Here is a 21474-nt window from a genome sequence, read left to right on the forward strand (position 1 = left end):
GTTCCCCCTGATATCCCTTAGTATCTGGCCAGCATGACTCCCTTTAGGGGGAAGATAACAAGAACAAAAAGGAATGATGGATGAGATCCGTGAGCAACCAGTGTCTGTTGATGCAGATCCAGCCGACCATCTTGCGCTTTGCCAAGATGCTGGCCAGTGTGCTGCAGCTTGAGGTCGAGATTGTGGATGCCGATATGGTTCGGGTGGCTGGCACCGGGCCCTATGGCAAGTTCTTCGGACGTCAGCTGGAGGGGGATTCCCGCCTGCTGCGTTATGTGATTGATAATCAGCGGGAGAAGATCGTTACCCACACCAGCGATGATCCCGTCTGTGACGGTTGTACCTGCAAGGAGAGCTGCCGTGAGCGCGCCTTCCTCGGGGTGCCCATCATGGTGGACGAGCGCTGCATCGGGGTGATCAGTCTGGTGGCCTTCAGCGACGAGCAGCAGGCGCGCCTCAACAACAATCTGCAGGATGTGTGTGACTATGTGCGCCATATCTCCACCATCTTTGTAGCCAAGTTGCTCGATTCGCGCGGGTTGTCGGACGGGGTCAACAAGGTGTTCCTCAATCTGATGACCAACATGGATCAGGGTTGCCTGCTGCTCGATGACAAGAGTCAACTGCTCTACGCCAACGAGGCGGCACTCCATCATCTGGGTTGCCAGCAGGAACAACTGCAGGGGCGCGAAGTGGGGATCCGCCCGCTCACCTTCTCCCAGCAGGGGCTGAGTGGTCATCTCCAGCACATCATCACCTTTGAAGGTCGTCAGGAGCTGATCATCGGTCAATTGCACCATGTGCAGGGCCAGCAGCTCTTTCTGATGGCGTTTCACCAGTCCCACTCCGGCCAGGTTCAGGAGCCGGATCCGGATGTGCGGATCGATCAGCTGATCGGCGAGAGCAAGCCGATGCGCACCCTCAAGCGGCTACTGCACCGCATCGCCCAGAGCCCCTCCAGCGTGCTGATTTGCGGCGAAAGCGGCACCGGTAAAGAGGTGGTGGCCCGCGCCGTCCATCGCCTGAGTCCGCGGCAGGACAAGCCGTTCATCGCCATCAACTGTGCCGCTATTCCCGAACAACTGCTGGAGAGCGAGCTGTTTGGCTATGTGAAGGGCTCCTTTACTGGCGCCTCCAGCGGCGGCAAGCAGGGCCTTATTCAGGCGGCCCATCAGGGCACCCTGTTCCTCGACGAGATTGGCGACATGCCACTCACCATGCAGGCCAAGCTGCTGCGGGTGCTGGAGCTGCGGGAGGTGACCCCCATCGGGGCCAGCCGGCCGGTGCCGGTGGATATCCGCATCATCGCCGCCACTCACCAGCATCTCGATCAATACATCGCCGAAGGGAAGTTTCGTGAAGATCTCTACTACCGCATCAACGTCATCCCCCTCAACCTGCCGCCGCTGCGGGAGCGGGAAGGGGACGTGGAGCTGCTGACCCACTACTTCCTCAACCTGCACACCAGCCGGATCGGCATCGTCTATCCCGGTCTGGCACCCGAGGTGATGGCGCTGCTCAAGGGGTATCGCTGGCCGGGCAACGTGCGCGAGCTCAGCAACCTCATCGAATATCTGGTCAACGTCAGTCAGGCGGGCGAGGTGATCGATGCCAGCCTGCTGCCCCCCAATATCATCCGCAATCAGGAGCCCCATCGTGTCACCGCCCAGTCGATCCCGGTGACCAACCTGGATGCGGCGTTCAATGTCCCTGCCACAGCGCCGCTTGCCACCACGGCGGAGAAGCTGCCTGAACCCGTTCCGGGTGAGAGCGGCCTTGAGAGCATGGAGAAACAGATGATAGAAGAGACCCTGCAGCGGCTCGGCAACAAGAAACTGGCCGCACAGGCGCTGGGGATTGGGATTGCCACCCTCTATCGCAAAATAAAGAAGTACGAGATTGCCGTGCAGAGCTGAAGATCTGGCGGCATCTATCCGGCCCGTGTCGTTTATCGGATGACACGGGTTTTTTATGGGAACAAGGCTTTGCGCCATTGCCGAACAGTGCTGAACGGATTGGCGGGGCAGGGGAGTGGCTGCATGGCAGAATGCAAAAAGCCCGCTCGATGAGCGGGCTTTTTTAATCTGGTGCGTCCTAGTGGATTCGAACCACCGACCCCCACCATGTCAAGGTGATGCTCTAACCAGCTGAGCTAAGGACGCATAATCAGTATTCTGTAATGGTGCGTCCTAGTGGATTCGAACCACCGACCCCCACCATGTCAAGGTGGTGCTCTAACCAGCTGAGCTAAGGACGCATCACAGAAAAAGTGGTGGGTTTAATTGGATTCGAACCAACGACCCCTACCATGTCAAGGTAGTGCTCTAACCAACTGAGCTATAAACCCACTTTCTCTTACTTCACTACGCCAGCGCTGCTGACGTGGTCGGCATACTACCCATGCCCCCCAAGGCTGTCAACAGGCCATATGCACAAAGGAGACTGTTTGCCCAGTTCTTGCGCAGCCTGTTGATTTTGCAGGCGAGTTGTCGCTCGCCAAGCCCTGTTACTGAGATCGCGACAGGGTAGTGCAGGCTTCCGGAGTGGCAAAACGGCCATAGATGTAGCGCAATCTCGCCCCCAGCATCAGGGCCGCGCTGGTGAGGCCGACGATAAAGCCGATCCAGAAACCCTGCGGCCCCATCCGCGGCACCAGCCAGTCGGTCAGACCCAGGATCATGCCGGTGGGCAGCCCCAGTCCCCAGTAGGCGACGATGGTGACGTAGAAGATCGCCTGGGTATCCTTGTAACCGCGTAGTGCGGCGGCCGCGACCACCTGCACCGAGTCGGAGATCTGATAGATGGCGGCGAAGAACAGCAAAATGGCCGCCAGGACGATCACCTGCTGATCATCGGTATAGATGGAGGCGATCTGCTCGCGCAGCAGTACCGTCATGGCTGCAGTGGCAGCGGCGATGGCCATCCCCAGCATCAAGCCGGTGCGAGCAGCCACCCGGGCATGATGGGGCTGCCCTTCACCGATGCTGTGACCGACCCGGATGGTCACACCCACCCCGATGGAGAGGGGCAGCATAAAGACCAGGCTGGAGAAGTTCAGCGCAATCTGGTGGCTCGCCACCGTCTCGGCGCCGAAGGGGGCCAGCATCAGGGCCACCACGGTAAACAGGGTCACCTCGCAGAAGATGGCCATGGCGATGGGGAAGCCCAAGCGGAACAGGCGCCAGATCCGGCTGCCGTTGGGGCGTGCGAGTCGGGAGAAGAGGTTGATCTCCTTGAAATGAGAGGAGAGCTTCACGTAGAGGATCATCGCCAGCAGCATGGCCCACAGCACGATGGCGGTAGCCACGCCACAGCCGACACCGCCGAGCTTTGGCATGCCGAAGTGACCGTGAATGAAGATGTAGTTGGCGGGGATATTGACCGCCAGCCCGACAAAGCCGATTACCATGGTGGGCATGGTGTGGGAGAGACCCTCACTGAAGTTGCGCAGCACCTGGAACATCACGAAGGCGGGCAGACCCCACAGGATGGCGTGCAGGTAGCCGGTGGTTTTGGCCGCCATCACCGGCTCCACATCCATGAACTGCAGCGCCAGCGGGCTGTAATAGAGCGCAATCATCGCCAGCGGGGTGACGATCAGTGCCAGCCAGAAGCCCTGATGGACGGCCGGGCGAATTGCCTCCCGTTTACGGGCGCCATTGAGCTGGGAGACGATGGGGGTGAGCGCCATGATGATCCCCTGCACCAGCAGGATCACCGGTAGCCAGAAGCTGGAGGCCACCGACACGGCGGCAAGATCGACCGCACTCACCTGACCCGCCATCACGGTATCGACGAAGTTCATGGCGACCTGGGCGACCTGGGCGACCAGTATGGGGCTGGCTAGACGGACGAGCTGCTTCGCCTCGGACCAATAACGTTGCACTGACACCTCCGAGTGGATCAGATAAGAGTAAAAAAAGAGCGGAAATCGGGAAGAGCCTTTGCACTTTCGGACGAAAGTGCAAAGGGTGGGGGAGGCATTCTAGCCTGAAATTCAGCCAGGACGAAATAGTTGCCACCCCAAGGGGCAGGATCAGGCGTCTTCGTGATCGCTGATCAGCAGGTTGGCGGCAGCATAGGCAGCTTGTTCGCGCAGTTCGGCGGGTACTCGCTCATCAGCGGCGACCGCGTTGAGGGCGCGGATGGTGGCGGCGATGGCCTTCGGCACATAGCCCTGCTCACCGGATCCAATCTGGTTATAGGCGATACGGATCGCTTCACAACATTGATATACCTGCATTTCTTTTTTCCTTGTTTACCCGGATGTGAACGGCGTCACTATAGCGATCGGGCGCAAGCTTGTCAGCCTGTACCCTTGTCTCACCCTCTGCCCGAGGTTAACCTGCCCTTTTTGCCGTAGCAGGAGACGAGAGATGTTCACTGGCATAGTGCAGGGGACCGCCGAACTGGTGGCCATCGAGGAGCAACCCAACTTCCGTACCCATGTGATCCGCATGCCAAGCCCGGCATGGGGAGAAGGGCTGGTCCTCGGCGCCTCGGTCGCCCACAACGGCTGCTGCTTGACCGTCACCCGGGTCGAGGGGGATCTGGTCAGCTTCGATCTGATGCAGGAGACCCTGCGTCTCACCAACCTCGGCCTGTTAAAGGTGGGGGACAAGGTCAATGTGGAGCGGGCTGCCCGCTTTGGTGACGAGATCGGCGGTCATGCCATGTCTGGCCATATCATCGGCATGGCAGAGGTCACCTCGGTGATCGATACACCTAACAACCGTCAGGTGTGGTATCGCCTCGCTCCCGAGCTGATGAAATATGTGCTGACCAAGGGGTACATCGGCATCGACGGCATCAGTCTGACCATAGGTGAGGTGCGCGAGCGGGAGTTTTGCGTTCATCTGATCCCCGAGACCCTGGCCCGCACCAACCTGGGTTGGGTGCGCGCCGGCTGGCCGACCAATATCGAGATCGATCCCCAGACCCAGGCCATCGTCGATACGGTGGAGCGGGTACTGGCGGCGCGCGGGGGTCACTGAAAGGAAACGGCTCGGTTTCAATCGCCTCATAAGCAAGGGCCTGCAGTGTGCAGGCCCTTGTTATTTACATGGTGAAAATATCCACTCAACTTTCTATGGCTCGCAGTCACAACATCTGCTCAGCTCTTTGCGACTTGCAGGCAAAACAGCTGCTCGGCCTTTTGTGACTCGCAATCAAAACAGTTGCTCGTCATCCGCATCCACAAACAGCTGCAAGCAGTCGCGGGCTTCGTCGCGGTGAAGCCGCAGGTGGATCGGATTGCAACAGGCCATGCAATCTTCGTAAAACTCCTGATCACCCTGGCTGGCATCCAGCTCGACCCGGGTATGGTGGCCACAGTGAGGGCAGACGATGCGCTTGCTGGTGTACTCGATCATGATAACCTCCTCGGGCCCTGGGGCCGCCTATCTACCCTGATTCTAGTCGGGCTGCAGGGGGTTAACCGCGAGCAAACGCACGTTTATGACAGAGATCAAGCCTGAGGGATGGCAAGGTGAAACCGGCTGGAGTGGTCGTGTGCGAAAGGAACAATCTGGTTGTGAATGACGGGTGAAAAGAGGGGAATTACCAACGGTTTTGTCTGGTAATAACAGGGGGCTGGAGCCCCCTGCGGATATGAGAACGCGAGCGCAGCAAGGCGCCGATAGGCGCTACTTGACCCAGCTGGCCAACATGTCGGCATTCAGCTCGGCCAGCGAGCCGAGCTGGTAGTTGGCGATGGCCAAACGTGGATCACCCACTAAAGCGGGATCCGGCACGATCAGCGCGGTCATGGAGGCCGCCTTGGCCGCCAGCAGGCCGGTAAAGCTGTCTTCGATGGCCAGACAATGAACCGGCTCTACCCCCAGTTTCTCGGCGGCGTGGATATAGACATCCGGGTGCGGTTTGCCGAAACGCTCCACCTCTGCGGAGTGCACCGCCATAAAGCGGTCGCGAATGCCGAGTTTGCCGAGCACCGCTTCTACCATCGCAAAGGGGGAAGAGGTGGCCAGACCCACTTTCAGGCCGCGGGCTTCGATAAGGTCGAGCGCCTCCAGCACACCGGCTTTGGCCTGACCTTCGGAGAGGATCAGGGCGTTGACCCGATCCAGAATGCGCTGTACCACCTCTTCCTGGCTCGGGCCGCTCCACGGGCGCAGGCGATACCAGTGGGCAACCAGCTGATCGATGCGCACGCCGATGGTCGACTCACAATCCTCGACGGTGTGGGGGTGACCCAGTTCGGAGAAAACGGCGATTTGGGCCCGTTGCCAAAAGGGTTCCGAGTCGATCAGAACACCATCCATATCGAAGATCACGGCAGCTAACATCTTGTACTCCTGACAAATTTGAAGAGGGGATTATAAGCCTGACGGGGAAATGCAAAAGGGGCATTGCCATGCCCCTTGCGCCCGATCACATCAGCAAACGTTTGTTTTGCTGTGGCAAAAAAGCCCTTAGAACAGTACTTCGACCTTGGCGGCCACGGCTTTGGCTTTTTCCACCGCATCCTGGCAATCCGCTGCGCGGGCCAGCGCCACGCCAAGACGGCGGCGACCGGCGATCTCCGGCTTGCCAAACAGTCGCAGCTGGGCGCCCGGCACCTTGGCAAGCGCCTCACCAATCCCCTGATAGCAGATATTCTGGCTGTGCCCTTCGCGCAGTACCACGGCGGAGGCGCTCGGCCCGTACTGGGTGATGGTGCCGACCGGCAGCCCCAGAATGGCGCGCACATGCAGGGCGAACTCGGAGAGGTCTTGCGAGATCAGGGTCACCATGCCGGTATCGTGGGGACGCGGCGAGACTTCGCTGAACCACACTTCATCGCCTTTTATAAAGAGCTCGACTCCGAACAGGCCGTAACCACCGAGGGCCTCGACCACCTTGGCCGCTACCTCTTTGGAGCGGGCCAGCGCCAGCTCGCTCATCACCTGCGGCTGCCAGGATTCGCGGTAGTCGCCATCTTCCTGCCGGTGGCCGATAGGATCGCAGAAGTGAATGCCATCGACGGCGCGTACCGTAAGCAGGGTGATTTCGTACTCGAAGGGAACGAAGCCCTCGACGATCACCTTGCCACGACCGGCGCGGCCACCCTCCTGGGCGTAGGTCCAGCTCTCATCCAGCTTGGCGAGATCGCGCAGCACGCTCTGTCCCTTGCCGGACGAACTCATCACAGGTTTCACCACGCAGGGCAGGCCGATGGCTTCAACTGCGGCGACAAACTCCTCCTTGCTCTGGGCAAAGCGGTAGGGGGAGGTGGGCAGACCCAGCGTCTCGGCGGCGAGGCGGCGGATCCCTTCCCGGTTCATGGTGAGCTGGGTAGCGCGGGCGTTGGGCACTACCTTGACCCCTTCTTGCTCAAGGGCAGCCAGGGTATCGGTGGCGATGGCCTCGATCTCGGGGATGATGAGGTCGGGTTTGATCTCGGCAACCAGGGCACGCAGGGCGTTGCCATCGAGCATGTCCAGCACGTGGGCAGCGTGCGCCACCTGCATGGCGGGGGCATTGGGGTAGCGGTCGGCGGCGATCACTTCGATCCCGAAGCGTTGCAACTCGATGGCGACCTCCTTGCCAAGTTCGCCGGAGCCCAGCAGCAGGGCACGGGTGGCGCCGGGGCGGGTTGCGGTTCCAAACATACGATCTCTCCTGATGTCGATGGTCATTATTGATGATCGCTATTACACAAATAGCGGACAAAAAAAGAGGCACGCATGGCGTACCTCAGGAAACGGGTTTGTGAGCGCGCTGCTCCAGATGGGTCAGCAAGGTAATGGCGCCAATGATGATGGCGGCGCCAAGCCACAGACGGCCGGGGGGCGCCCAGCCAAACACCAGCCAGCCCGCCAGCACGTTCATCGGCAGCTTGGCAAAATCGAAAGGCTGCACGAAGGAGGCCTCTGCCACGCTGTAAGCGCGAGCAATGGACATCTGGGCCAGTGCCGTCAGCACGCCGGAAGCGGCTACCAGCAGCCATTGGCTCTCGCTCGGCCACTGCCACTCCGGCAGTGCCAGCATGACGTTGAACGGGGTACTGAAAATAAGCAGGTAGACCACAATGGTGTGGGATGATTCGTTGGCTGCCTGATAGCGCACCATCAGGGAGTAACCTGCCCAGAACAGCGCCGCCGCCACCGGCAGCAGGGAGGCCCAGTTGAATTCGTCAGTCCAGGGGGCGAGGATCAGCATGGCGCCGGCAAAGCCCGCCAGGGTGGCCAGAATGCGGGTGCGGCTCACCTGCTCCTTGAGCAGCAGGGCGGAGCCCAGGGTGGCAAACAGCGGTGAGGTCATCAGCAGGGCGATCCCCTGCCAGATGGGGACGGGGTACGCCAGTGCCCAGAGCCAGAGTTGGATGCCGACTACCGCCAGCAATACGCGCAACAGGTGCAGCCGGAACTGATTGGTCATCAGGGATTGGCGCAAGCCATGACGAACCAGCCAGGGCAGCAGGCAGATCAGGGCGATCAGGTATTGATGGAAAGCGACCTGGGTCGATGGGAGGCCAAGCTTGAAGCTGACATACTGGCTCAGGCTGTTGACGGCGGCGAAGCAGAGTCCTGCCACCATCATCCAGACTGCACCGGCCAAAGGAGAGTGCCTGCGCGAGGGTATCATGGGATCCGGGTCGCTGGAAAAAAGTGCGGCGGATCATAACGGCAATCGTTTGTTCTGCCAAGGGTTGAAGCGCGGCCGCAGGGTTGGCTGGCGAGGAAGTGGCCTTGCATCAAAAAATTTGAACAAGTTGAGCATCTATTTTCGCTATCAGCAAATAAGCACAATGTTTAGAGTGACCTCCATCGACAGCAACGCTGTTCAACCGACAACCAAATGGAGTTTCACCATGGCCAATATTCTCGTACTCAAATCCAGCATCCTGGGTCAATATTCCCAATCCAACGCCCTGATCGACGGCTTCCTGGCTGACCATCAGGATGATGTCGTCACCGTGCGTGATCTGGCAGCCCTCAACCTGCCGGTGCTGGATGGCGAGCTGGCCTCCGGCCTGCGCGGTGGTGACAATCTCAATGAACGTCAACTGGCGGTGATCGCCCAGTCTGACGAGCTGATCGCCGAACTCAAGGCGAGCGACTTGGTGGTGATTGCGGCCCCCATGTACAACTTCAACATCCCGACCCAGCTGAAAAACTGGATCGATCTGGTGGCTCGCGCTGGCGTCACCTTCCGCTACACCGAGACCGGTCCGGTGGGTATGGTTGAAAATACTCGTGCGCTGGTGATCAGCCCCCGCGGCGGCATGCACGTCGGCAGCGCCACCGATCTGGTCACTCCCTACATGCGTACCGTGCTCGGTTTCATCGGTATCAAAGAGGTGGATTTCATCTACGCCGAGGGGATGGGTATGGGCCCGGATGCCCAGAGCAAGGGGATGGAAGCGGCCAAAGCGCAGCTTGAGGCTCTGGCTATCTAAGGGCTCTCTTCTATAAGGGCTCTCTATCCCGTCAGGGGTTATCTCTTCAAGGGGTTGCCCTGCGAGATACAAGAACGCAGCCATCAGGCTGCGTTTGTTTTTTGGTTAGATATGATTGCGACAGACGTTGCTGCTACAGAGAGTATCGCGGCAAGTGGTCGGTATAGACGTTCTGACAGAGTCACTACTCCATCATAAAGCGGCGACAACCACGCACCAGCAGCAATGCCACCGCGACCAGCAGGCCAAGCAAGAGGGTGGTCAGCCACTGTTCGGTACTTTGCGGCATGTGGGGCGTGAAGAGGCTGATCATCAACAGGGTACAGAGCGTGATCAACAGGCTCTGTCGGGTCATCAATATCATGGGGTCATCCTTGGTTTGCTCACCTGAAACGATTTTAATGCCCTCTTGTGACAGGGTGATGTATCCGTGCATCACCCTGTTGGGGCTCTTCAGACCATATCAGGTTTTTACCGCAGAGCCAGCGCCATCACTGGCGCTGTGATCCCGATCCCGCTAGCTCTCTTTATCTGAACTGTTTCTGCGCTGGCTGGTAGTGAAAATCGCCGCTGGCGAGCCGCGCTTCCAGTGCAGCCTGATCGATATCCTGCGCTTTGCAGAGATCATCCAGATCGTCATAGTGATCACGCAGCTGCATATTGACGACGCTCAGCAGCATGTTGATGTCCATGGTGGCGAACTTTTTCAAATCCATGATTATTTCTCCCGATCCAGTGATTGCAGCTGCTCGATGGCGGCGCTGACGCTGTGCAGATGCTGACGGATCGCCTCGCGGGATTCGCTTGGCAGATAGTCGGTCAGGGTATGTTGCCAGCTGCCCGCTTCGCTCTTGAGTTGCAGGAAGAGGGCGAGCCCGGCATTGGTGAGGGAGACCAGGCTGATGCGTTTATCCTGCTCGCTGCTCTCGGTAAAGATGATCCCTTTTTCGACCAGACGGCGGATCTCGCGGGAGATGCGCACCTTGTCCATGCCGCTCGCCTCGACCAGCTCTTTCTGGCTGATGGGGTAATTGGGGCCGAGCACCATCATCAGGCGCCACTGCGGCACGGTCAGCTGGTAGCGCTGTTCATAAAACTGTTCGAAGGTATCCCGTAGCATCTCGGCGGCATGTACCAACTGATAGGGCGGGTAGTGAGCGAGTAACGCTATGATTTTTGACATATTACACCCTGCTGTGACGGCTGCATCAGATGCAGTTTCTTTTGATACTTTGACATTGATGATACGAAACTCAAGCTGATTTGTCTGACCCGGTTGCGATGAAATGTGCGGTGGCGCACGCCCTCAAGGAAAAACCGGGTCTGACCGACGGGATTTTAAGCCAACGCTGTTCAGCCTTTACGCAACCAGATGAGGGCGTTTTGCTTGAGCCAGGCCTCGCGTGTGTGGATGGCGTAGAGCGCGGCCTCGTCGCGGCTGCCCGCTTGCCAGCTTTGTGGCTCCTGTTTGGGCAGCTTGCGCTGACCCAGCAGGCAGGCCGGAATGTGCGGGTTGGCCTCGATGGCGACCAGCAGATGGGGCTTGGCTGCCTCGGCACCCTCGGTAGCAAAGACCATCAGCGCCTTGTTATAGAGCAACCAGCTGGAGGCTTCATCGAAGCGCACCAGCAGGGCGGCCAACGCCTGCCAATCCCCTTGCAGTGCATAGAGGGTGGAGAGGTTGTAGCGGCAACCCAGCTCATCGGCCATGCAGATTGTAAGCAGCGCCAGATACTCCGCTTTGGCCTCGCCCAGTTTGCCAAGGCGCAGCAGGCAGTCGGCGCGGCCGGCTCTGGCGGCCAGCAGAGGACGCAGCTCGGGGGCACTCCAGCCGTGACCGGCGATTTGCTGCCAGAAGGCGTCGTCAAAGAGCGGAGTGGCATCAGCGATGATCTTCTCGAACCAGCCGAGGCGGGCCTGATGATCGCGGCAGCTGTCGGCCCGCTCGAACCAGGTCTGCCACTGTTGGGCCTGCTCGCCATTGAGGGCCACATCAGCGCTGGGGGCGGCCTGATACTGGTCGAGGTTGAGCAGCTGGTTGAGGGCGGTTTTCATGTTCTGGCGCTGGCGTTTGCAGAACTCGACAAAGGGGAGTTCACTGGCGGCGGCGCTATAGAGCATCTGGGCCATCTGCTTGTCGCGAAACAGGCTCAGCTCGGCGGCCAGACTGAAGCGGTACTGGGTGGTTGGGTCGTTCAAATCCTTCGGCTTGGGCCAGGTGGCAAAACCCATGCTGAAGCCATAACACCATTGACCGAGGGGGTGGCTCTGTTCGAACACCTGCTCGGGGTTATCGCTGGGCAGGCGGCACTGGCTGGGCAGGGCCAGCTGAGCGTCGTCGGCTTGGGATTCCAGCTCGGCGATCAGGTGGTTGAGGGCTTCTGCGCTTTTTTCATCCAACTCGGCATCCTGTTCCAGCAGACCAGCCAGCGGGCGTTGCCAGTCAGGGCTTTCCGGCCCCACCAGACGAGCACAGAGAAAACCGTGCAGGGCCGGGTAGGTCATGTCCTGATCGCTGTGGCTCTGGATCCATTGATTAAGATGGCGGGTACGAGTGGATGGGTTCATCGACAGTTCCTCTGGATTTGAACAGCCGCGAAGTCTACCTAAAAGTGGGGTTATTTGCAGCAAATGGCCGCCTGTTTGGCGATTTAATCACCATTGGCGGATAAGATAAGGGCGAAAGAGCGGCCAGTGGTGGCTTGGGGACTAGGCCGGATCACCGCTCTTGAGGTAACATGCGCGCCCATAGGGGCCATGTTCAGTTGGCCCATCCGGGTAATGAAAAAAGAGAGCACCATGATACAGATTGGCAAGATGAACACCCTCACCGTTGTTGAACTCGAAGATCGTGGCGCCTGGCTTGCGGCCGATGAGTACGGTGAACTGCTGCTGCCCAAACGTCAACTGCCGGAAGGGGTGAAAGAGGGGGATAGCGTGCAGGTCTTCCTCTATCTAGATGCCGATTGCGAGCCGGTGATCACCACCGACAAGCCATTTGCCATGGTGGACGAATTTGCCGGTCTGAAAGTGGTCAATGCCAACAAGATTGGTGCTTTCCTCGACTGGGGCATGAAAAAGGATCTGTTTGTGCCGAGCCGCGAGCAGAACAAGCCGATGCAGGTGGGCCACGTTTATCTGGTGCGTCTGCAACTGGATAACGAAGGGCGCATGGTCGGCACCAGCCGCATCGAGCGTTTCCTGACCCCGGCCGGCAGCAACTTCAAGGTCGGTGACGAAGTGACCGCGCTGCCGGGAGAGCACTCGCCCCTTGGCATCAAGGTGATCGTCAACGGTCAGTATCCCGGCATGCTGTTCAAGAACGAAGTGTTTGGCCGGGTGATGACCGGTCGGCCGCAAACCGCCTGGGTCAAGCAGGTGCGCGAAGATGGCAAGCTCGATCTGACCCTGCAAAAGCCGGGTCTGGCGCGGGTTGATGACGCTGGTGAGCGCATTCTGAGCCGGATGAAAAAGCAGGGCGGCAGTCTGGCGGTGGGTGACAAGAGCGAACCCGAGCTCATCTACAAGCTGTTCAGCATGAGCAAGGGCACCTTCAAGAAGGCGATCGGCGGCCTCTACAAGCAGGGCAAGATTGTCATCGAAGATAACGCCATCACTCTGGTGGCCACAGAGACCGACTCGGCAGTGGATAGCGAATAAGATGCCGAGTCCCTGTGTTGGCCTCTGCAAGGCGAAAGATGGGCTTTGCCTTGGTTGTGGCCGCACCCTGACCGAGATCGGCCACTGGTCGGCGATGGATAGCAAGGCCCAGCTGGCGGTGATGGCCGAGCTGAATGGCTCGAAAAGCACCCACCGCTGTCCGGGTTGTGGCGAACCGGCCTATTGCGCCGTCTCTGCCGGTCAGACCATCGCCCAGTGCTGGTGCAGCCAGTTGCCGGCAATGCCGATGCAGGAGGCCAGCGCTTGCTGGTGCCGCCGCTGTCTGGCCAAGGCCATCGCGGCGCAGGATTAGCAGAGAACAGCAATAAGAGTGCACAGAAACAAGAAAGGCGCCGATGGCGCCTTTTTTATGCCTGCTGCTGGCGATGCCAGCGCACATGCACTTGATCTTCGGTCAGCAGACGGGGCAGCAGGAAGGTGGCGAAGATCACCTCAAACTCATCCTGATGATCCAGCAAACCGACCCACACTTCGACCCAGCGCTCCATATCGACCGGCTCACCCAGCTCGGTCGACCAGTCGGCATTGGGCAGGGTTGCCTCCACGGCGCCACGCTGCTCAAACTCCAGGGTGATGTCGACTATTTGTTCGGGGGCCAGCATATCGGCGGCCTGCTCAAGAAACTGATCATAGGCCCATTCGACCAGCTGATCCGGGGTACGCTGTTCCATGAAATCACTCCAGATACATCGAGGTTCGCTACTGTAACAATTATTGGCTGTGGCGGCCAGACCAGTACGCCGGGCGTGGCTGGCCTGTCCAAGTTGCCGTTGGGGGAGTATGGTTAAGGCGCGGATCATCTGGCAGGGAGTAAGGGGATGAAGCAGCGGGGACGGCGGCAACAGATCAAGCGACGGCGCGAGGCCTGGTGGTGGCACTATCTGCCACTCCACCACGAGACGGTGGGCGGCCATCTGGGCCCACCGGAGAAACCCGATGAGCCCTGAGGATCAGTCGGCCTGATGCACCCGATTGAGGGTGATCTGGCCCAGTTGCCCCATCTGGCGGCGGATCCAGACCGAACGCTTCTGCACATAGGGTGACGGGGGCTTGACCCGATAGCGCCACGGATTGGGCAGGGCGGCGGCCAGCAGGGATGACTCGTAGCGGGTCAAGCGGCTGGCCGGTTTGCCAAAGTAGGTGCGGGCAGCTGCTTCGGCGCCATAGATGCCGGGGCCGAACTCCACGATATTGAGATAGACCTCGAGAATACGGGCCTTGTCCCAACCCAGCTCCATCAGCAGGGTAAACCAGGCCTCCAGCCCCTTGCGCAGGAAGCTGCGATCACTCCACATAAAGAGGTTCTTGGCGGTCTGCTGGCTGAGGGTGCTGGCACCGCGCACCCGTTCGCTGTGCTGGTTGTGCTTGAGCGCGGCGTTGATGGCATCCATGTCAAAGCCGTTGTGATCGGCAAAGCGCTGATCCTCGGCTGCGATCACCGCCAGTTGCAGCTCTTTGGAGATGGACTCCAGATCTACCCATTCATGGCGCACCTGGGTGATCTTGGCGGGCGGAAAGAGGGCCCGCTCGATACGCCAGCTCCACATCGGCGGATCGATAAAACGGAGTAAGGCGACCGAGCCAACCGAGCAGAGCAGCCCGGCCAGCGCGATCTTGCCTGCCCACCTCAACACCCGGCGCCCAAGGGATGCAGATGGACGCTCAGGGGCCACAGAGTCAGGGTCAGACTCCCACTGATAGTGGCTGGGATCATCGGGATCCGGAATTATTGGGGCAACCATTCGATGTGGCAAAACTTCTCGTCAACACGGCGGGAGAGCAGCATACGGGCAAACAAGTGCTCATACTCTTGTTCTTCATTGCCAAGGCCTACCCAGATCTCGGCATAGTCGGTATCGCTCACCGCAAAACCCACGTCCGCTTCCCAGTCATCGGCCGGGTCGGTTTCGGCCAGCAGGCCGCGATCGTTGAACTCCTGATTGAAGCGGGCGATCTCCTGCTCCGGCAGGTTGTCAGAGGCCAGCTCCATAAAGAGTTCGAGGGCGGTATCGAGCAGTTCCTCGACGCTGTGCATTTCGTCATTCATAGACATAAGCGGTCTGTTCCAGAAAAGAGAAAAAGGTGCCAGCGCAGATCACTGCCTGCGGGGCGGCGCTATTCTAGCGGTCGGCAGACCCCTTGGCGAGATGAGGCGAGCCGCTGTGGCCTGTTTTTGTGCCAATAAAAAACCGGATCCAGTGACAGGATCCGGTCTTCATTGGGGGAAGGGGTCACGCATAGGGCGTCAGCTCATCCCTTCTTGTCATCGGCGAAGGTGATGTTGAGCTCCAGTACCGACAGCTCATCACTCTTCTGATCCAGTTGGACGGTTATCTTCTCCGGATCAATGTTGACGTATTTGCGGATCACATCGAGGATGTCCTGTTTGAGCTGGGGCAGGTAATCCGGCCCCCCTCTGGATGAACGCTCGTGAGCAACAATGATCTGCAACCGCTCTTTGGCCAGTTGTGCGGTGTTCTGTTTCTTGTTGGAACGAAAATAATCCAATAATGACATGTTTAACTCCCGAACAGTCGGCTAAAGAAGCCCTTCTTCTCTTCTTCCAGAAAACGAAATTCCTTGGCATCGCCCAGCAGGCGGGACACCGCATCTTCGTAGGCCTGACCGGCATCGGACTCCTTGTCCAGAATGACCGGTTCGCCGGAGTTGGAGGCGCGCAACACCGCCTGGGACTCCGGGATCACCCCGAGCAACGGGATGGCCAGGATCTCCTGCACATCCTGCACGCTCAGCATGTCGCCGCGGTTGACGCGGGTCGGGCAGTAGCGGGTCAGCAGCAGGTGCTCCTTGATGGGGTCTTCGCCACGCTCGGCGCGGCGGGACTTGGAGGCCAGGATGCCAAGGATGCGGTCGGAGTCACGCACGGAAGAGACTTCCGGGTTGGTGGTGACGATCGCTTCATCGGCAAAATAGAGTGCCATCAGCGCGCCTGCCTCGATCCCCGCCGGGGAGTCGCAGACGATGTAATCGAACTTCATTTCTGCCAGTTGATCCAGGATCTTCTCGACCCCCTCACGGGTGAGGGCATCTTTGTCTCGGGTCTGGGAGGCGGGCAGGATAAACAGATTTTCCGAGCGTTTGTCCTTGATCAGCGCCTGATTGAGGTTTGCTTCCCCATTGATGACGTTGACGAAGTCATACACCACGCGCCGCTCGCAGCCCATGATGAGATCCAGGTTTCTCAGACCGATGTCAAAGTCAATGACCACTGTCTTGTGACCACGCTGGGCTAAGCCGGTGCTCAGGGCCGCACTGGTTGTGGTCTTGCCAACGCCACCTTTACCCGATGTAACGACTATGATTCGCGCCATTCTCGCTTCCTTGTAACTCTATTTGATACGGTCTATTCGGAGTTGTTCATTGTCCAGCCGGACGTGTACCGGTTGCTGGATCAGGCCTGCCGGCAATGCATCGCTCAGCTGGAATGTGCCCGCGATGGAGAGCAGCTCGGCCTGTAATTGCTGGCAATAGATCCGGGCCTGGGTGTTTCCCCGGGCACCGGCAATGGCTCTGCCACGCAGGGTGCCATAAATATGAATGCTGTCATCGGCGAGCACTTCGGCTCCCGGACTGACGGACCCCAGCACCACCAGCGAGGTGCCGGCGGCGTAAATCTGCTGGCCGGAACGAACCGGTCCCACATGTACCTTGCTCGGGATCAAGGGGGCGGGTTCGGGCTCGGGAACCACCACAGGCGCGGCTGGCGCGGGGGCAGGCTCGGGTTCCGGTTCGCTCTTGCGACTCTTGCCCGAGGCCATCACTGCCAGTCCCACCGCCTTGGCGGCTGTCTTCATCTCTTCACTGCGCGCCCCCGTGATGCCGACCAGCACAAACTCTTCGGACTCCACCAGCTCCTTGAGCTGTTCGAAATCGGGAATATGTTCCAGTCGGGAAACATTGATCACCAGCGGCGCACAATTAAAAAAGTAGGGTGCCTGGGCCACTTTTTCGGCCAACAACTGACGTATCCGCTCAGGCTCGCCATCGCTGATATGCAACACAGAAATAGTGAAGGTGGTCCCTTTCAATTCGTTATCGCGCTCAACCATGAATCTTCCCCGAGGCAGAGATGCTAATCCGTTATTGTTATTCAATTCCTGATGTTATAGTTTGCCCCCATCAGAGGCAATAAACTCGTCGGATTATATCAATTTCCATGTTGTGTGCAGTCTATAAAAGTCGCAAAAAAGCCGAGACCTACCTTTTTGTTGAAAAAAGAGAGGATTTCTCCCGCGTTCCCGAGCCATTGCTGAGCGCATTCGGGCGTCCCGAGCTGGTGCTGATGACCAAGCTGGATCCGGCCAAGCCCTTGGGTCTGGCTGATGTCGGCAAGGTGATGGCCGCGCTGACCAACCAGGGGTTCTACCTGCAGGTGCCGCCGCCCCCTGAGAATTTGCTGGAGCAGCACAAGGCCAGCCTGAAAAAACCATCCTGAATATCCAGCCCCGTGGTGCGTTCTGCCCAGCGGGGCTAATTCTTTGTGACTCTGCATGACGCATTCCGGCTCCGGAGAGGTAGCTTGCGATAATCCCGTGACAGGATCTGGCCAAATTAAACCCTCCCTTTGGTGATATTCACTTTTCGCTGTTTAAATAGAAAGTCAATCTGCCCCCAACACCATATCTTCAACCTTTGCTGGCGCTCACAAAAATAGCGAGTGGCGCGTACTCATATCCTCCATTTCAACGGCTATTGGCTCATTCATCGATTATTTTCAGCCTCTTCCTTGGGCGCTTTTTTGGCCTCCACTGCGTGATGATTTGTCCATCAAAGGGCGCGTAAAGAGGGCGATGATAATTGTGCTAAAACCAGTTTGCGCGATGCGCTGTGGCCAAAATGATGAGCTAACCCCCTGTTTGTGTGCTTGATTGTTTGCCCTGATCACGAAAGTGCCACATAGGTGGAAATCAATGTGGCGGCGTGATAATCCGCAGGGGGAGTGGTAACCGCGTCTTGCCAAACAAGGGTATGCCCAAAGTGGAGGGGATTGAGCTTAGGGGCCATCTCGATATCGATTAGTTGTGAAACCGTGACAGGGGCAAGATAGCGGGTAAAGGTTACTGGCAGGGTAGAACGTCGCTTCCAATCCATTGAGACGAGTTAATCAAGGTATGTAATTGGAGAGGTATTTAGAAAAAGCAATCAGCATCGCAGTGGCGTAGCAGGGACATATCAGCGACGCCCTACAGTGAAATGGTCGGTATGCCGGTTTAAGTGCCCGGCATCCCATCTGGGCAGTAAAAAAGGCGGGATATCCCGCCTTTGTTCAGATGAGGGTCGCAACCCCTATTTATTCGCAGGCAACCTGCATCACCTTGATGGCCAGACCGCCACGGGAGGTTTCACGGTACTTGGAGTCCATGTCCTTGCCGGTGATGTACATGGTCTCGATCACCTTGTCCAGGGAGACGCGCGGCTTGGAGGTACGACGCAGGGCCATACGGGAGGCGTTGACAGCCTTCATGGCTGCGATGGCGTTACGCTCGATGCAAGGCACCTGTACCTGACCGGCAACCGGATCACAGGTCAGACCCAGGTTGTGCTCCATGCCGATCTCGGCAGCTTCGCAGACGTGCTCCGGGCTACCGCCCATCAGCTCGGTCAGACCGGCAGCGGCCATGGAGCAGGAGACACCCACTTCACCCTGACAGCCCACTTCGGCGCCGGAGATGGAGGCGTTCATCTTGTAGAGGATGCCGACGGCACCGGCAGCCAGATAGAAGCGGGTGTACTCGTCGCGGCCAACCGGCTGGATGAACTTGTCGTAGTAAGCCAGTACGGCCGGGATGATACCGGCAGCGCCGTTGGTCGGGGCAGTGACCACTCGGCCACCGGCAGCGTTCTCTTCACTCACGGCCAGAGCGAACATGTTGACCCAGTCAACGATGTTCATCGGGTCGCTCGAGAGGTTCTCGTTGGTGTTGAGCTGACGGTAGAGCGGTGCGGCACGACGGGGTACGCGCAGCGGGCCGGAGAGAACACCTTCGGTACGGCAGCCGCGCTCGATACCTTCACGCATGGTGTTCCAGATCTTGCCGAACTTCTTGTAGATCTCTTCCGGAGTGTTGAAGCACTTCTCGTTTTCCATCATCAGGGCAGAGATGGAGAGACCGGTCTGGCTGCAATGGGCAACCAGCTCAGCGGCGCTCTTGAACGGATAGCGTACGGACATGTCGCCGCTGTCAGCCTTGCCGAAGTTCTCTTCGTCAACGATAAAGCCACCACCGATGGAGTAGTAGGTCTTGCTGTAAACCACTTCATCTTCGATCAGGGCAGTCAGCTTCATGCCGTTTTCGTGCAGCGGCAGGGCTTCGTCGTGGAATACCATGGCGTCGCGCGGGAAGCTGACGGTGTGGCAGTGCAGGCCGATCGGCAGGCGCTCGGTCTGCTCAACACGGGAGATAAACTCGGGGATGGCATCGATATCAACATTTTCCGGCAGGTTGCCAGCCAGGCCCATGATGATGGCAGTGTCGGTATGGTGGCCTTTGCCAGTCCAGGAGAGGGAGCCGTAGACATCGACATTGATCCGGGTTACATCGCGGATCTTGCCGCCCGCGCGCAGCTCGTCAACAAACTGTTTGGCCGCTTTCATCGGGCCAACAGTGTGGGAAGAAGAGGGGCCTACACCGATTTTGAAGATATCAAAAACGCTGATCATGTCACTATTACCTCAGGGTAGAAGGGGGCGGCATGCCCACTCACAGAAATTTGGGAGATCCATGGAGCGCGCTTGTCAGCGCAGGTCACAGAACCAGATAACCGTAGTGTAACGGTTCCAGACCTAAAAAAAGTTGAAATAGATCTATTTTTGTTGAATCTGAGGCGCGAGTATAAAATTTATTTTTGTGCTTATCCATTTTGTTAAGCGTTTGCCCATAAAAATACCCGGCGATGCCGGGCATTTCGGAACCAAATGGAGTCATTTGCCGTTTTTTAACATTCGGTAATGTTAACGGCGAGGCCGCCACGGGCCGTCTCCTTGTATTTGGTCTTCATATCGTTGCCGGTCTCCCACATGGTCTTGATCACCTTGTCCAGTGACACCTTGTGCTCACCGGTGCCGCGCAGGGCGAGGCGGGCGGCATTGATCGCCTTGACCGCCCCCATGGCGTTGCGCTCGATGCAGGGCACCTGCACCAGTCCGCCTATAGGATCGCAGGTGAGGCCGAGATTGTGCTCCATGCCTATTTCGGCGGCGTTCTCCACCATGGCCGGGCTGCCACCCAGCAGTTCGGTCAGCGCGCCAGCCGCCATGGAACAGGCGACTCCCACTTCACCCTGACAGCCCACTTCGGCCCCGGAGAGGGAGGCGTTCTTCTTATATAAGATGCCGATGGCAGCCGCGGTGAGGAAGTAGCGGATCAGCGTCTCGTCATCCACCTTGTGCACGAAGCGATCGTAGTAGTGCAGCACGGCGGGGATGATGCCCGCAGCGCCATTGGTGGGGGCGGTGACCACCCGGCCACCGGCGGCGTTCTCTTCGTTGACCGCCAGCGCAAAGAGATCGACCCACTCCATCACCATCAGCGGATCCTTGTTGAAGTTGGTCTCGCAACTGAGCTGGCGGAACAGCCCCGGGGCGCGGCGCCGAACCTTGAGGCCGCCCGGCAGCACCCCTTCGCTTTTGCAGCCTCGCTCGACGCAGCCCTGCATCGCCTGCCAGATCTTGCGTAGCCCAGCTTTTATCTGCTCATCGCTGTGAAATACCCGCTCATTGGCCAGGATCAGCCCAGAGATGGAGAGGCCGCTCTCCTGACAGTGGGCCAGCAGTTGGGCGCCGCTGTCGAACGGGTAGGGGACAGGGTGCTCGGCATCAGACTTGGCGGCCTCTTCTTTGGCGGTGGCAAAGTGGCTCTCTTCAATGATGAAGCCGCCCCCGATGGAGTAGTAGGTCTGGCTGAAGCGCAGGTTTTCCTCTTTATCAAAGGCCCGCAGAGTCATGCCATTGGTGTGGGCCGGCAGGGTTTTTCGGCGGTTGAAGATGATGGCACCGGTGCGGGGAAAATGGCTTGGTTGTTCGCCTGCCAGCGGCAGGTTCTGTTCCTTTTCCACTCGAGCCAGAATGGCGGGAATCGCATCGATATCGACCGATTCCGGTTCAAAGCCCGATAACCCCAGAATGATCGCCTTGCCAGTGCCGTGCCCTTTACCGGTCTGGCCCAGCGAGCCGTAACACTCCACTTCGACCCGTGTGATCTGCGGCAGATGGCCTTGCAGCTTGAGCTGCTGAACGAAGGCATAGGAGGCACGCATGGGGCCGACGGTATGGGAAGAGGAGGGGCCAATTCCGATGGAAAACAGGTCAAACACGCTGATCATGACATCAATCCGGTGATGGTTTATGTCTGTTTATTCTAGGATTTTTGCCA

The 21474-nt window shown here is 58.7% G+C and carries 25 protein-coding genes and 3 tRNA genes; 7 read left to right on the plus strand and 21 right to left on the minus strand.

Going from position 1 to position 21474, the window contains the following annotated elements; genetic code table 11:
* Positions 1-80 precede the first annotated feature (80 nt).
* Positions 81-1916 carry a sigma 54-interacting transcriptional regulator gene (locus OKC42_RS10620; RefSeq protein WP_199428266.1) on the plus strand — a complete coding sequence of 612 codons (1836 nt, stop codon included), beginning with the start codon at positions 81-83 and terminating at the stop codon, positions 1914-1916.
* A 169-nt stretch (positions 1917-2085) separates the two neighbouring features.
* Here OKC42_RS10620 and OKC42_RS10625 read toward each other — a convergent pair.
* From OKC42_RS10625 to OKC42_RS10645, 5 genes are all read right to left on the minus strand, one after another.
* Positions 2086-2162: transfer RNA gene (locus OKC42_RS10625), tRNA-Val, on the minus strand.
* 18 nt (positions 2163-2180) lie between these two features.
* Positions 2181-2257, minus strand: a tRNA-Val gene (locus OKC42_RS10630).
* Between the two features lie 13 nt (positions 2258-2270).
* A tRNA-Val gene (locus OKC42_RS10635) sits at positions 2271-2347 on the minus strand.
* 159 nt (positions 2348-2506) lie between these two features.
* A complete protein-coding gene (locus OKC42_RS10640) occupies positions 2507-3886 on the minus strand; it encodes an MATE family efflux transporter (protein WP_167572675.1) in 1380 nt (459 codons plus the stop codon).
* Positions 3887-4036: 150 nt separating this feature from the next.
* Positions 4037-4243: a YaeP family protein gene (locus OKC42_RS10645; RefSeq protein ID WP_113739999.1), complete on the minus strand. Its 207-nt coding sequence runs from the start codon at positions 4241-4243 to the stop codon at positions 4037-4039.
* Positions 4244-4376: 133 nt separating this feature from the next.
* Between OKC42_RS10645 and OKC42_RS10650 the strand changes: the two genes are divergently transcribed.
* Complete coding sequence (locus OKC42_RS10650; protein WP_199428267.1) at positions 4377-4994, plus strand: riboflavin synthase subunit alpha; 618 nt, start codon at positions 4377-4379, stop codon at positions 4992-4994.
* A 174-nt stretch (positions 4995-5168) separates the two neighbouring features.
* Here the strand turns inward: OKC42_RS10650 and OKC42_RS10655 are convergent, their stop codons facing one another.
* The 4 genes from OKC42_RS10655 to OKC42_RS10670 form a co-directional block, all read right to left on the minus strand.
* The gene (locus OKC42_RS10655; protein ID WP_005336871.1) at positions 5169-5372 is read right to left on the minus strand and encodes a CPXCG motif-containing cysteine-rich protein; all 204 of its coding nucleotides are present in this window, start codon (positions 5370-5372) and stop codon (positions 5169-5171) included.
* Between the two features lie 273 nt (positions 5373-5645).
* Positions 5646-6305: a hexitol phosphatase HxpB gene (hxpB, locus tag OKC42_RS10660; protein WP_159143786.1), complete on the minus strand. Its 660-nt coding sequence runs from the start codon at positions 6303-6305 to the stop codon at positions 5646-5648.
* Between the two features lie 126 nt (positions 6306-6431).
* Positions 6432-7610 carry a formate-dependent phosphoribosylglycinamide formyltransferase gene (purT, locus tag OKC42_RS10665; protein WP_199428268.1) on the minus strand — a complete coding sequence of 393 codons (1179 nt, stop codon included), beginning with the start codon at positions 7608-7610 and terminating at the stop codon, positions 6432-6434.
* A gap of 85 nt (positions 7611-7695) precedes the next feature.
* Entirely contained in the window at positions 7696-8586 is an 891-nt protein-coding gene (locus OKC42_RS10670; protein ID WP_199428269.1) for a DMT family transporter, read from the minus strand.
* A gap of 226 nt (positions 8587-8812) precedes the next feature.
* Here OKC42_RS10670 and OKC42_RS10675 point away from each other — a divergent pair, with 226 nt between their 5' ends.
* A complete protein-coding gene (locus OKC42_RS10675; RefSeq protein ID WP_005336864.1) occupies positions 8813-9400 on the plus strand; it encodes an FMN-dependent NADH-azoreductase in 588 nt (195 codons plus the stop codon).
* Between the two features lie 184 nt (positions 9401-9584).
* Here the strand turns inward: OKC42_RS10675 and OKC42_RS10680 are convergent, their stop codons facing one another.
* The 4 genes from OKC42_RS10680 to OKC42_RS10695 form a co-directional block, all read right to left on the minus strand.
* A complete protein-coding gene (locus tag OKC42_RS10680; protein ID WP_075115065.1) occupies positions 9585-9764 on the minus strand; it encodes a hypothetical protein in 180 nt (59 codons plus the stop codon).
* A 163-nt stretch (positions 9765-9927) separates the two neighbouring features.
* Positions 9928-10116 carry a DUF4250 domain-containing protein gene (locus tag OKC42_RS10685; RefSeq protein ID WP_128835647.1) on the minus strand — a complete coding sequence of 63 codons (189 nt, stop codon included), beginning with the start codon at positions 10114-10116 and terminating at the stop codon, positions 9928-9930.
* Positions 10117-10118: 2 nt separating this feature from the next.
* Positions 10119-10583, minus strand: a complete 465-nt coding sequence (locus OKC42_RS10690) for a MarR family winged helix-turn-helix transcriptional regulator (protein WP_005336856.1) — start codon at positions 10581-10583, stop codon at positions 10119-10121.
* A gap of 170 nt (positions 10584-10753) precedes the next feature.
* Complete coding sequence (locus tag OKC42_RS10695) at positions 10754-11968, minus strand: UPF0149 family protein (protein ID WP_199428270.1); 1215 nt, start codon at positions 11966-11968, stop codon at positions 10754-10756.
* Positions 11969-12199: 231 nt separating this feature from the next.
* Between OKC42_RS10695 and OKC42_RS10700 the strand changes: the two genes are divergently transcribed.
* Together OKC42_RS10700 and OKC42_RS10705 are read left to right on the plus strand one after the other, a co-directional pair.
* Entirely contained in the window at positions 12200-13060 is an 861-nt protein-coding gene (locus tag OKC42_RS10700) for a CvfB family protein (protein WP_005336853.1), read from the plus strand.
* 1 nt (position 13061) lies between these two features.
* On the plus strand, positions 13062-13373 hold the full coding sequence (locus OKC42_RS10705; RefSeq protein WP_110303768.1) for a DUF1289 domain-containing protein: 312 nt from the start codon (positions 13062-13064) through the stop codon (positions 13371-13373).
* A 55-nt stretch (positions 13374-13428) separates the two neighbouring features.
* Here OKC42_RS10705 and OKC42_RS10710 read toward each other — a convergent pair whose 3' ends face one another.
* The gene (locus OKC42_RS10710; protein WP_005336851.1) at positions 13429-13752 is read right to left on the minus strand and encodes an HI1450 family dsDNA-mimic protein; all 324 of its coding nucleotides are present in this window, start codon (positions 13750-13752) and stop codon (positions 13429-13431) included.
* Between the two features lie 147 nt (positions 13753-13899).
* On the opposite strand from OKC42_RS10710, the gene OKC42_RS10715 reads away from it, so the two are divergent.
* Positions 13900-14028, plus strand: a complete 129-nt coding sequence (locus tag OKC42_RS10715) for a hypothetical protein (RefSeq protein WP_265177014.1) — start codon at positions 13900-13902, stop codon at positions 14026-14028.
* 3 nt (positions 14029-14031) lie between these two features.
* On the opposite strand, the gene mtgA is transcribed toward OKC42_RS10715, so the two are convergent.
* The 5 genes from mtgA to minC all read right to left on the minus strand — a co-directional run bounded on the left by mtgA (position 14032) and on the right by minC (position 17151).
* Complete coding sequence (gene mtgA / locus OKC42_RS10720) at positions 14032-14823, minus strand: monofunctional biosynthetic peptidoglycan transglycosylase (protein WP_199428271.1); 792 nt, start codon at positions 14821-14823, stop codon at positions 14032-14034.
* Positions 14808-15134: an HI1450 family dsDNA-mimic protein gene (locus OKC42_RS10725; protein WP_005352317.1), complete on the minus strand. Its 327-nt coding sequence runs from the start codon at positions 15132-15134 to the stop codon at positions 14808-14810. Before OKC42_RS10725 ends, mtgA begins: the two co-directional genes overlap by 16 nt.
* A 197-nt stretch (positions 15135-15331) precedes the next feature.
* Entirely contained in the window at positions 15332-15598 is a 267-nt protein-coding gene (minE, locus tag OKC42_RS10730) for a cell division topological specificity factor MinE (protein WP_005336848.1), read from the minus strand.
* 2 nt (positions 15599-15600) lie between these two features.
* On the minus strand, positions 15601-16413 hold the full coding sequence (gene minD / locus OKC42_RS10735; protein ID WP_005336847.1) for a septum site-determining protein MinD: 813 nt from the start codon (positions 16411-16413) through the stop codon (positions 15601-15603).
* Between the two features lie 18 nt (positions 16414-16431).
* Positions 16432-17151 carry a septum site-determining protein MinC gene (gene minC / locus OKC42_RS10740; RefSeq protein ID WP_058056865.1) on the minus strand — a complete coding sequence of 240 codons (720 nt, stop codon included), beginning with the start codon at positions 17149-17151 and terminating at the stop codon, positions 16432-16434.
* A gap of 107 nt (positions 17152-17258) precedes the next feature.
* Between minC and OKC42_RS10745 the strand changes: the two genes are divergently transcribed.
* The gene (locus OKC42_RS10745; protein WP_005360946.1) at positions 17259-17537 is read left to right on the plus strand and encodes a YcgL domain-containing protein; all 279 of its coding nucleotides are present in this window, start codon (positions 17259-17261) and stop codon (positions 17535-17537) included.
* Positions 17538-18392: 855 nt separating this feature from the next.
* Here the strand turns inward: OKC42_RS10745 and OKC42_RS10750 are convergent.
* Together OKC42_RS10750 and OKC42_RS10755 are read right to left on the minus strand one after the other, a co-directional pair.
* A complete protein-coding gene (locus OKC42_RS10750; RefSeq protein WP_005336844.1) occupies positions 18393-19763 on the minus strand; it encodes an L-serine ammonia-lyase in 1371 nt (456 codons plus the stop codon).
* Between the two features lie 275 nt (positions 19764-20038).
* Positions 20039-21424: an L-serine ammonia-lyase gene (locus OKC42_RS10755; RefSeq protein ID WP_270819631.1), complete on the minus strand. Its 1386-nt coding sequence runs from the start codon at positions 21422-21424 to the stop codon at positions 20039-20041.
* Positions 21425-21474 lie beyond the last annotated feature (50 nt).

The sequence above is a fragment of the Aeromonas sp. Y311-2 genome (genome assembly GCF_027706025.1).
Lineage (GTDB): Bacteria > Pseudomonadota > Gammaproteobacteria > Enterobacterales > Aeromonadaceae > Aeromonas > Aeromonas veronii.